Genomic DNA, 11319 nt, shown 5'->3' on the forward strand with positions numbered 1-11319 from the left:
TGGTAGCATGGCGCCTTTCTTCTCTTCCAAGAAGAAACGCTGCATAACGGGGTCTAGTCCTGCCGTGGTTGCGGCTACAATGCTGGTGCTACTTGTGGGGGCGATGGCCAGTAGGTAGGCGTTGCGCATTCCTTGCTCCTTTACGCGTTGAGCCGTTTGCTGCCATTGGGGCGAGTTGTAGTTGCGCTTTTCGAAGTAAGCGCCCGTTTGCCAGTCGCTTCCCTCGAAGTAAGCGTAAGCGCCTTTCTCTTTGGCCAAGGAAGAACTGGCCTCGATAGCGGCGCGGTTGATGCGTTCGAACACTTGATCTACAAATTGCAAGTGTTCTTCGCTCTCCCATTTAATGCCTCTCAGGGCTAATGCGTGGTGATATCCGCTTACACCCAGGCCAATGCTGCGATAGCGGTGGTTGGTGATTTGGGCGTATGGCACGGGGTAGAAGTTCAGGTCGATAACATTGTCGAGTGCACGCACAACAGTCGCTACTATATCGTTGAGATAGTCCTCGTTTTCTAACGGCAAGTTGCCAAGCGAAAGGCTAGCCAAGTTGCAAACCACGAAGTCGCCCGGCTTAACCGTACGTACCACCACGGTATCGCCGTCTTTGGTCAGCACTTCATTGCTCACCTCTTCGATGGCCTTCATGTTTTGGGCAATCTCTGTGCAGAGATTAGAACAATAGATGATGCCGTTGTGACCGTTGGGGTTGGCTCGGTTAACGATGTCGCGGTTGAAAGTGAAGGGCGTTCCTGTTTCAACAGCCGAACGGAGAACAAGACGGATAACGTCTTTAATGGTCATCGTTCGGCGCGAAAGGCGTTTGTCGGCCACGCATTCGTGGTATTTCTCCTCCCATGCCTCGCCGTAGAAGTCTTCTAGCGAGTAACCGCGCGTAGTTAGAACTTCGTTGGGGCAGAACATGTGCCAATCCTGATTGAGGTCTTGTTGCGCCATTCGCCAAAACAAGTCGGGGTAACACACGGCTGGGAAGATGTCGTGCGCTTTCATTCGGTCGTCGCCGTTGTTGGTGCGTAATTGTAGAAATTCGGGCAGGTCTTTGTGCCAAACATCTAGGTAAACGGCCACTGCGCCTTGGCGAACGCCCAATTGGTCTACGGCCACAGCGGTGTCGTTCACCAACTTCATCCACCTAACCACACCACCTGCGGCACCTTTAAAACCGCGAATGCGTCCGCCCGCGGCCCTTACCTTGCCGAAGTAAAGGCCCATGCCACCGCCAAACTTGCTCACTTGGGCAAAGTTGTCGATGCTGCGGTAGATTCCTTCAAGACTATCGGGCACGGTGTCGATGAAACAGCTTGACAACTGATGGAAAGGCTTACGCGCATTGGCTAGGGTGGGTGTGGCCATAGTTACTTCCAGACGGCTAAGCATGTCGTAGAACTTTTTCACCCAATGCAGTCGGTTTTCGCCTTCGTTCATGGCCAGATGTAGGGCAATGCCGAGGAACATTTCTTGCACGCTTTCAACGGGTTTGTGCGCAAACGACCTGATAACATAACGTTTGATAAGGAGGTCGAGCCCCGAATAGTTGAGCAGCTTGTTGCGTTCTTCGTCGATAAACGATGCCGCCTGTTGCAGTTCGCTCTCGGTATAAGCATCGACAATGTAAGTTCCGTAGAGGTTCTGACTGGCCAAATGGCGCACCTTTTGGGCAAAAGATTGTATGTCTTCTGCTTGTTCGAACGTTTCTAGGTCGCGTTGCAGGCGATAGCTAAGCAGTCGAGCCGCGATAAATTCCCAATTAGGAGCCTCGGCCGAAGTAAGTTCCACGGCGGCTTTTATCAAGGCCGACAGCTTGTCGCGCCCGTTCATGTCGGCCTTAACAAAGCCCATGAACTTCTCGGCGAGTGCTGCAATGGGGTACAACTCTGGCTCGAAGTCGGCCGCGATGCCTTTCAACACGGGCGCAATTTCGGTTTGTTGCAGGGTGTTGGCAATCCTATTGAGGTATTTTCGCTGTTCGGTTCGCTGCCAACGAAACAGAATATAGCTCTTAGCCTCGGCATAAAAGCCGCGTTGCATAAGGCTCCGTTCCACCTCGTCCTGAATACATTCAACGTTTTGTTTTGCCGGATGGGTTATGATAACTTGCTCAACGGCGATAGCTACGTTGTGTATTTCGTCTTCCACGATGGGTCGCCCTGTGCTGATAAAACTCTTTTTGATGGCCGTGGCAATCTTTTCCCTGTCGAAGGGAGCCACCGAACCATTTCTCTTGGTTATGTCCATGAGATAACTTTGACTTGCTTATTGATTTAAAAAACGTTTCGTGGCGTTCCCTATTCCCACGAGTGGAACGGCACTTTTGACGAACGGGCAGGTCTTCTGACTTTGTTCTAATTCTCTTCGCCTTCCCAATTCGGTTCGCCAAACCATGCGATTGGACCGAAACAGTGGCTTATGTAACAGCGTTATCTAAAAAGCATGCTTGCGCTGACACTGCATGTTTAGTGGCTTTTTAGATACCGCCTCTGGAAGAAAACCGTAAAGAACTTACAGCTGCGGGACAGTCGGAGAGTTGCACCCCGTTCCCTTTTAATCGCCTAGCACTGGGCCCTGGCAAACCAATTCGGGCACAAAGGTACTCATTTTACCGCAAAGGGCGAAACATTTGTTGGGCGTTATGTGGGGCGAAAATGTGTTTTGGTGGCGGATAAGGCTTTTCGGAAATTAATGTTTACCTTTGTACCAACAAACAATAGAAAAAGAATTATCATCATGATGGAAATAGGAACAAAGGCTCCCGATGTGTTGGGGCGCGACGAGAACGGCAACGAAGTACGCCTAAGCGACTTTAAAGGTAAGAAATTGGTGCTGTATTTCTACCCCAAAGACCTCACTTCGGGCTGCACTACGCAGGCTTGTAACCTGCGCGACAACTATGCCGAACTGCAAAAACAGGGCTATGCTGTGGTTGGTGTGAGCATAAACGACGAGAAATCGCATAAGAAATTCATCGAGAAAAACGACTTGCCGTTTCCGCTCATAGCAGATACCGAGCATAAATTGGTGGAGGAATTTGGCGTTTGGGGCGAGAAAAGCATGTATGGCCGCAAGTATTTCGGCACGTTCCGCACCACGTTCGTCATCAACGAAGAGGGTGTGATAACCCGTATTATGCAGCCCAAGGAGATTAAGGTAAAGGAACACGCACAGCAGATATTGGGTGAGTAAAGGCACCTAAGGTTACAAACTAAACGTGTTTTTTTGCAACAACGAGAGCCATCCGTAGTGGATGCTCTCGTTGTTGCTTTTTTATAAGGATGCCAAAGCCATGAAAGAAGATGGTGCTCTTTGTTGTTTTGCCGCAAACTTTTTTTCGAAAATGGCGATAAAACAAACTTTATTGTCGTTTTGTATGCAGGATATTTGCTACCTTTGGGCATTGGTTTAAAACAATCTAACGATGGAAATAGTTCGTAAAGAGGATTTTAAGACGAGTGTGTGGAGTGGTGGACTTACTCGCGAAGTGTGTATATTGCCCTCCGTGGGGAGCAGTTTGCAGGATCGTAACTTTGACTTGCGCGTTTCGTCGGCTGTTATTCATGTTACGGAAAGCACGTTTTCAGACTTCACAGGCTTTACGCGCCATATCCTTTGTCTTGATGGCAACATCGCGCTTTGTGTGGATGGTCAAGTCGTGACGTTGTCTGATGGGTGTCTTTTCGAGTTTGATGGAGCAGCACATGTTACCTCGGTGAACTCGCCTGGTGCTGTTGATTTGAACGTTATATATAAACAAGGTACGCGTGTATGCGCGCGCGTAGAGCGTGGCGAACATGTGTTTGCTCGTGTTGAACGCATGTTGGTGTTTGCCATTGGCAGCCAAACCACCTTGAATGGCACTCCTCTTCGGCAGCATGATGCAGCATGGGTTAGTGGTGATGTGCATGTTTCGGGGCACGTGTTGTGTGTGGAGGTGGGATAAATTGGCCTTACCTCCAACTAGCTACTACCGGCCTCACCCCCAGCTACTGCCGGCCTTATCCCCAACTACTACCGGCCTCACCCCCAACCCCTCTCCAAAGGGAGAGGGGAGTAATATGCCTTGTTGTATTTGTAGTATGGGTGTAAGTATCACATAACTTAATAAACTTAACAACCAATAGACCTAAACTAAACACGCAACCTTATGAATTTACCAACCAGTAAACTAGCCAACTCGTCGACTCATGGGCTCATCAACTTACAAGCTCAATGACTCATAAGCTCACAAACTCATCAAACTTGCAAATTCACCAACTAATCAACTCACCAACTAATCAACTCACCAATTCACCAACTCATCAACTAATCAGCTCAACAGCTCATCAACTTACAAGCTCAAAAACTCACAAACTCATCAAATCACAAATTCGCAAACCCATCAACTCATGCGTTTGTCTACTCACATGCTCATTAACTCATCAATCCGCAAACTTAAACTCACCAACTAATCAACTAATCAACTCACCAACTCGTCAACTCATCAAACTAACCAACTCATCACTCTTGTCAACTCGTTAACTTGTTAACTCGTCAACTAACCAACTTAAAAACTTAAATTCTTTTTTTTTGTTTTACAATATCGCTCTATTTTTCACTCCGTTCTAGCGAAAATACAGGTTAAAAAGTGGGTAATTTGGCACTATTTCTAGTCTCTCGCGACTTTAGTTTTGTCTATTCTTAGGAGAAAAACCTGCATTTTGCACCATTTTGCCTTTCTAGTTTGGTTGCCAACCCATTATTTTTTATGCCCAAATATCCGCTTTTAGCCCCTAAAACCCTACTTTTTTATGGGTGTTTTGCCCTTTTCAGCCATGTTTTTCATGGTTCTAAAAGGGTTTGTTTATACCGTTACAGTGTATTTTTATGCTTTTCGACTCGCACTTTGCAGCATTTTGCGGTGCATTTAGCATCAAAACGCATTGCGTTTAGCACCATTTTACCTTGCATTTAGCATCAAAACGTACTGCGTTTAGCACCAAAACGCACTGCATTTAGCACCAAAACGCACTGTGTTTTGCTGCAAATGGCTCAAAATCTGGTGCAAATGGCGTTCGTTTTTAATAAAAATTCATTTTACCTGCATTTGCAAGTAAGCCCTTTTTGCACCAAAAACAATCTTCGCGAGAATCGATTTCTTGCGCCAAGGTGGGCGATTGGTGGACAAAAAGTGCAGTAATAATGTTAAATTTCTTGCCGAAAATTGAACAAAGACAGTTGTCCCATGTACACGCGTGTGGCCAACAGCACGGAAAGTAAGTATGGTTTTGACCGCCAGCGCGAGCGGTTGCAGGGCTGTTCGGGTTTTCAAACGTCAGGTGTGGAGTATGTACCCGAGGCAATAGCAGACGCCAAAGTGAATAGCGAGCTGAACGGCATAGGCAACACAACCTTCTATGCTGGCGATATGAAGGACATTCTGACCGATGAGTTTATCGCCAACAACGGTCGGCCCGATGTTATCATTACCGATCCGCCGCGCGCAGGCATGCACGCCGACGTGATAGAAACCATTATCCGAGCCAACCCCCAACGCATTGTGTACGTTAGCTGCAATCCCGCAACGCAAGCGCGCGACCTTATTGCGCTAGACCAACGCTACGCGGTGACGGCTGTGCAACCCGTAGACATGTTCCCCCATACGCCCCACGTGGAGAACGTGGTGTTGCTGGAACGCCGCACCTAACAATTCCGACAATAACAACCCTAGACAATAACTATTGACAAAATACTCATGAAACAAAAGGCAATGTTTGCGCTGCTCTTGGCGGCAACAACGCTCCACGCCAGCGCACAAAACGGCGAAACGCCGACAGAAGAGAAAAAGCTTACCTTGGTGAGCAACCTTAAACTTAGCGGATACATGATATCGCAGTACCAATGGGCCGACCAGAAAGGGGCGGAAAGCAATGGCTTTAACATCCGTATGGCGCGCCTTTCGCTGGAAGGGCGTGTGCTTACCGACTTCTATTGGAAAGCCCAAGTGCAGTTTAACGGCAATACGGCTACCCTCGGCACGTCGCCGCGTGTGGTAGATGTGTTTGCCGAATGGCGGAAGTATAAACCCTTCCGCGTAAAGCTGGGGCAATTTAAGCGGCCGTTCACTTTCGAAAATCCCATGCACCCCATCGACCAGGGCTTCATGTCGTTTGGGCAAAGCGTGCTGAAACTGTCGGGATTTAGCGACCGAACGGGCGAAGCCGCCAGCAATGGGCGCGACATCGGCTTGCAAATTCAGGGCGACTTGTTCCCCAACAGCAACGAAAGGCCACTGGTTCACTATCAGGTGGGCGTGTTTAACGGGCAGGGCATCAACATGCGCGATGCCGATCAGCGTAAAGACGTTATTGGCGGACTATGGGTTATGCCCATTAAAGGCGTGCGTTTGGGCGCGTTTGGGTGGACGGGTTCTTACACGCGAGTGGGAAATTACACGCTGGTAGACCCCGTTACGCACGAGCCGATATTGGATGGCGCAGGACAAAAGCAAGTGGTTAGAGGCAAACAAACGGTAGAGAAACGTCGTTTTGCCGTGAGTGGCGAGTATGTTACGAAGGGTTGGACCTTCCGTAGCGAGTACATTTACAGTAAGGGCTATGGCTTTAAAACCGCTCATAACACCAAAGCCGACCTGCAAGACGCCGACATCAACTATGAGTCAGGCGATAAGGCCTATGGTTTCTATGGGCTAGTTATTGCACCTGTGGCCGAATTTAATGGGAAGAAACTACACGTAAAGGCACGTTTCGACCAGTATTGCCCTAACGGAAAGAGCAGCACGGCCAAGACTTTATACGAACTGGGCATCGACTGCGAACTGTCGCGAATGCTCAAACTGAGTGCCGAATATGCGTTTGTGAACGATAAGGCACTGAAAACGACCAACTATAACCTCATCGACTTTCAACTGGGATTGAGGTTTTAAGAGCTGTTGCAGGTTGATGTGAGGGGCTATTAGACCCATCAGCTGCATCATGCGGACGTCTTATTGACGTGTCAACATGTTTGTTTGTAAGTTTGTAAGCTTGTCAACTGTTCAACTGGTAAACTCGTTAACTCGTCAACTGGTGAACTCGTTAACTTGTCAACTGGTTAACTTGTCAGCTAGTAAACTGGTTAACTTGTCAGCTAGTAAACTGGTTAACTTGTCAGCTAGTAAACTGGTTAACTTGTCAGCTAGTAAACTGGTTAACTCGTCAACTGGTAAACTGGTTAACTCGTCAACTGATAAACTAGTAAGCTTGCAAGCTTGTTGAGTTGTCTACTTATACATAAAAATAGAATTAGGAAATGGATAGAGAAAAGAGAAATGGAGTTAGTGAAGAAGAGCGGATTAAACAACGCAACCTAAATTGGCCCAAGCGTCGGCGCATTATAGGTCGCGTGTTATTCGTTGTATTGAGCATTTTGGCCATTATTATTTTGGCCTTCGCCCTGTGGATACACGCGGTGGAATAGTGTAGGCCTTAACTGTTGCAAGGCGTTTGCGACAGCATCTTCTTCATTACTGGGTCACCTGTTGGCCAACATCGTGCTGGCGGTTTGTTAAAATCGGCTGGCAGATGCGCTTTTGTTCATACGCGCAGTTTCTTTTACGGCGTGTGTGCAAGGGTTGTCGTATGCCTTTCGCCTGCCTTTTTGTGCGTTCCGCTTGCCCATGGTGGTTTATTTCAAACCGGGCATTAGTATTTTTTCGGGTAACTATTTAGCTATCATCTAACCTAAGCAACTTCTCCATTACCGGGCATTAGCGTTTTTTTTTCGGGTAACTATTCAGCAATAAGGCGTACAAACTATTATAGGTCACCAACAAGTTACACAAACAGACACATACAAATTCTGGTAAAGTAATGTCTTTTTGAGCCTTTTTGCCACAATGTTACGCTTATAAGTTCTTGATAATCAGCGCTCGTTATTGCTGAATAGTTACTTTTTCGGAATAAAGCTGTAACGAAAGAGAACTTTTTCTACGAAGTTGTCTTGACTTTTTATGTTGCTATAAATTAAGAGGAGTTTGTTCTCTCAGTGCTGCCAACACAAGATAAACACCCTTCTCACACACGAAGTGCAGGACAAATCAACCCACCAATTCATCAACTTTATAGCCAAACAGAATTGCTTTTGGAAAATTGTTGTTAGCAGCTAGCAAGATGCGCATAGCATGGCATCAGCATATCCTTACGCAGGGGCAAAGGAACACTTTGGTTTGCTTACGGTGTATCTATGGCTATCCTAATCCAATTCTGTTTGGCTATAGCAGCTCGTCAACTCAAAAGCTCCCAAAAACACCAACTCGTCAACTCAAAAAATCAAAACATCTCTACCTCACCTGCTTTCCATCCCATCCACTTAAAAACTTAAATTGTTATCTTTTATTTTACAATGTCACTCCGAATTTCGCTCCGTTATAGCGAAAATACAGGCCATAAAGTAGGCAAATCGCCCCTATTTCTAGCCTTTCATACCTCCCAATATGTTCAATTTTAAGAAAAAGACCTGCATTTTGTACCATTTAGCCTTTCTAGATTGGTTGAATGCTCGTAATTTTTTAAGCCCAATTACACGCTTTTAGCCCCTAAAATCCAACTTTTTAACCATTATTTTGTACTTTTCGGTCACGCATTTAGTATCTCTAAACGGTTTTGTTTATACAATTGCTATGGATATTTATGCTTTTTGCCTTGTATTTAGCACCATTTTGCCTTGTGTTTTGCACCAAAATGCAGTGCATTTTGCACCAAAACGCGGTGTATTTTGCACCAAAACGCAGTGCATTTAGCACCAAAACGCAGTGTGTTTAGCAGCAAAACGCAGTGTGTTTAGCGGCAAATAGCCCAAAATATGGTGCAGATGGCGGTCTTTTTAAATAAAAATTCATTTTATCGTGTTCACAAGCTACCCCCTTTTTGCATCAAAACAAACCTCCGCGAGAATCGATTTTTTGCGGCAAGATGAGCGATTGGTGGGCAAAAGGGGTACTCATAATGTTAAATTTGTTACTAAAAACTAGACAAATCCATTATGCTGTAAACACGCGCGAGTGGTCATTGGCACCGAAAACATGTGCACTTGCGACGGCCAGCTGGGGCGGTTGCAAGGCATGCCACTTACATGCTGCACCATGCAAACGCAGAAGTAATCTACCATTGCAGCAGGGCTTTCAACTTGTAGAGAGTGTATGGAACAACTTCTGCCAGGCTGCCTGCTGAAGTATAGCCACGTTTTGCCACAAACAAATGGAGCCGTATTTCAGGTTTTATCGTATCTTTGATCAGGTACTTCGTGCATGAACGGATGTTTATTTTGAGTTTAGAGCACAGGGAAAACAGGCTTTTCGCAATTTGTAGAAATATTAAAAGTCAAGACGACTTCCACGTTAAATCAATGCGATTAGCCAGTCTTTTGCGTGTAATCAACGTTTTCGTTAAGCCAAATGAACAGCGTTGAGCTTGCTCAAACATTGTCATGGCGAGAAAACGTCCTTTTCGAGGAACGAGTAAAGAACGTTTTCGTTAAGCCAAATGAACAGCGTTGAGCTTGCTCGGACATTGTCATGGCGAGAAAACGCACTTTTCGGTGAACGGGAAAAGAATGTTTCTTAGGATAAAATGAAAGCGAACTTTTCTAGTGAACGGTTGGGGCTAAGAACCCTCTCTAATTTGTTTAAGTACCTCTCTAATTTGGTTAAGAACCTCTCTAATTTGTGTCTTGTTTACATAACGTGTTGGTATGTATACAACGAAAAGGGGTGTCTCCCGACACCCCTTCACATATTATACAAAAACATTATGAATTTTATTTAGCGAACAAGATTAAAAGTTATCGATATGTTGATTATATTCAATATGGTTTATTTTGTTTGCATTCTTATTGCGCCATTTTACAAGTGCGCTCTTTGCGTTCGCAATAGCGTTCGCATTGTCGGCAAATGTCATAGCCGAGCATGGCTCCGAGGATGAAATCCTCTTCTGGGCTGAGCTCGTTTAGTGGACGGTTAATCATCATCCTGATGGCGTTGAGGCACTCTTTCTTTCCGAAAAACAAGTTGAGGTTCTCTTTCCCCACCGGTTTTATCAGGTAGTCTATGTGCTGATGTTCAAGCCTTGCTATGGCAAATTGCTCGTATTTCTTGTTGAAGGTGTATAAAACCATCTGTCGCACGCCTTTCTGATACTCATAAATATGGTTCATCAGCACCTTCATGTCGGCTGAAATCATTTCTGTTTGCGGCATAGTCTTGTATTTATTTTATATGGCGGTGGGGCTGTTTGTGGCCGCCCCACCGTCTTGTTTTTGCTCAATGCAAAAGTATTTCTTTGCAGTCGACTTACAATGCGGGCTTTATTTCTTCGAGCCATGCGTCGATGCGACCTTCGGTCTTATCGTCTTCGTTCACGTCGTCGAGAGCCAGACCCACAAACTTGCCGTCAACAACAGCCTCGCTATCGTCGAAGGTATAGCCATCGGTAGACACCTCGCCAACCATCTTTGCGCCACTGTCTTTTGCTGCATTGTAAAGCTCGGCCATTGCGCCGCAGAAGGTATCAGAGTAAGATTCGGCATCGCCGCAACCGAATACGGCCACCGTTTTGCCAGCTAAGTCGGCCTCTTTAAGCACTTTCACGCCGTCGTACCAATCGTCTTGCAGTTCGCCGGCACCCCAAGTAGAGGTTCCTATGAGCAAGTTCTCGTTCTCGGCAACAACGTCTGCGTTGAAGTTGGCCACGTCTAGGGCTTCTACGCCCAGTTTGCTTGCAATCGTTTCAGCGATGCTTTGGCAGGTTCCTGTTGAAGAACCGTATACTACCACCGTTTTTTTCATTTCAATTCTTAAGTTTTAGTTGTGTTATTATTATGGATGCAAAGTTAAGTACAAATATACAATGGCACAATACCTAGAAATGGTGTTTTTTGCGTAAGGATTGTTTTGAGGCGTAATGTGGGCTGTTGGTTTATTTTGCAACGAGCCTAACGAGCGTGCTGCCGCTATGTTTAGGGCTATCTGCGTGTATCTGAACTACATACACGCCTGCTGCTAATGCTCCTAGCTGTATGGTGGATTGTGCGGCCAACAGCGCGCGCGGCCTACTTAGAACTAATGAACCCGATAGCGAGTAAAGGCGCAGGGAGCAAGCGTGTGGTTGCCCGTCGGCAAAGGTTATGTGCAGCTCGTTGTTGTTGCCTGGGGCTATATGCACGCCCTGTGGTTGGTGCTGGTCGATGTCTTGCACCTTGGTAATGCCCAAGATGTGGAGCAAACCGCGATAAATATCAATCTGTCCGTAGCCATAAAGGTTGTTGGGGTGGGGC

General features: G+C 46.4%; 7 protein-coding genes, 2 pseudogenes and 1 riboswitch. Of the genes and pseudogenes, 5 read left to right on the forward strand and 4 right to left on the reverse strand.

Going from position 1 to position 11319, the window contains the following annotated elements:
- The coding region (locus tag BN93_RS02280; protein ID WP_044259595.1) for a ribonucleoside-diphosphate reductase subunit alpha at positions 1-2253 on the reverse strand (2253 nt) is incomplete at its 3' end.
- 69 nt (positions 2254-2322) lie between these two features.
- Positions 2323-2608: riboswitch (cobalamin riboswitch) on the reverse strand.
- Between the two features lie 137 nt (positions 2609-2745).
- On the opposite strand from BN93_RS02280, the gene bcp reads away from it, so the two are divergent.
- The 5 genes and pseudogenes from bcp (at position 2746) to BN93_RS17860 (ending at position 7467) form a co-directional block, all read left to right on the forward strand.
- On the forward strand, positions 2746-3198 hold the full coding sequence (gene bcp, locus BN93_RS02285) for a thioredoxin-dependent thiol peroxidase (protein ID WP_019186740.1): 453 nt from the start codon (positions 2746-2748) through the stop codon (positions 3196-3198).
- A gap of 232 nt (positions 3199-3430) precedes the next feature.
- Complete coding sequence (locus BN93_RS02290) at positions 3431-3952, forward strand: HutD family protein (protein WP_019186742.1); 522 nt, start codon at positions 3431-3433, stop codon at positions 3950-3952.
- 1374 nt (positions 3953-5326) lie between these two features.
- Positions 5327-5695, forward strand: a pseudogene (locus BN93_RS02295) (class I SAM-dependent RNA methyltransferase); the annotation flags it as partial.
- Positions 5696-5743: 48 nt separating this feature from the next.
- On the forward strand, positions 5744-6934 hold the full coding sequence (locus tag BN93_RS02300; protein ID WP_019186744.1) for a porin: 1191 nt from the start codon (positions 5744-5746) through the stop codon (positions 6932-6934).
- A gap of 365 nt (positions 6935-7299) precedes the next feature.
- Positions 7300-7467, forward strand: coding sequence for a hypothetical protein (locus tag BN93_RS17860; RefSeq protein WP_019186745.1), 168 nt, complete (start codon positions 7300-7302; stop codon positions 7465-7467).
- A 2409-nt stretch (positions 7468-9876) separates the two neighbouring features.
- Here BN93_RS17860 and BN93_RS02305 read toward each other — a convergent pair.
- The 3 genes and pseudogenes from BN93_RS02305 to BN93_RS02315 all read right to left on the reverse strand — a co-directional run.
- Positions 9877-10242: a DUF2023 family protein gene (locus BN93_RS02305; RefSeq protein ID WP_044259597.1), complete on the reverse strand. Its 366-nt coding sequence runs from the start codon at positions 10240-10242 to the stop codon at positions 9877-9879.
- Positions 10243-10336: 94 nt separating this feature from the next.
- The gene (fldA, locus tag BN93_RS02310; protein ID WP_019186749.1) at positions 10337-10831 is read right to left on the reverse strand and encodes a flavodoxin FldA; all 495 of its coding nucleotides are present in this window, start codon (positions 10829-10831) and stop codon (positions 10337-10339) included.
- A 130-nt stretch (positions 10832-10961) separates the two neighbouring features.
- Positions 10962-11319: pseudogene (locus BN93_RS02315) on the reverse strand (S8 family serine peptidase); the annotation flags it as partial.

This window comes from Prevotella conceptionensis 9403948 (assembly GCF_000312305.1).
Lineage (GTDB): Bacteria > Bacteroidota > Bacteroidia > Bacteroidales > Bacteroidaceae > Prevotella > Prevotella conceptionensis.

What these genes read in the sequence shown, in the direction of transcription:
- bcp (WP_019186740.1), top strand. Translation starts at nt 2,746, where the DNA reads ATGGAAATAGGAACAAAGGCTCCCGATGTGTTGGGGCGCGACGAGAAC.
- BN93_RS02290 (WP_019186742.1), top strand. Translation starts at nt 3,431, where the DNA reads ATGGAAATAGTTCGTAAAGAGGATTTTAAGACGAGTGTGTGGAGTGGT.
- BN93_RS02300 (WP_019186744.1), top strand. Translation starts at nt 5,744, where the DNA reads ATGAAACAAAAGGCAATGTTTGCGCTGCTCTTGGCGGCAACAACGCTC.
- BN93_RS17860 (WP_019186745.1), top strand. Translation starts at nt 7,300, where the DNA reads ATGGATAGAGAAAAGAGAAATGGAGTTAGTGAAGAAGAGCGGATTAAA.
- BN93_RS02305 (WP_044259597.1), bottom strand. Translation starts at nt 10,242, where the DNA reads ATGCCGCAAACAGAAATGATTTCAGCCGACATGAAGGTGCTGATGAAC.
- fldA (WP_019186749.1), bottom strand. Translation starts at nt 10,831, where the DNA reads ATGAAAAAAACGGTGGTAGTATACGGTTCTTCAACAGGAACCTGCCAA.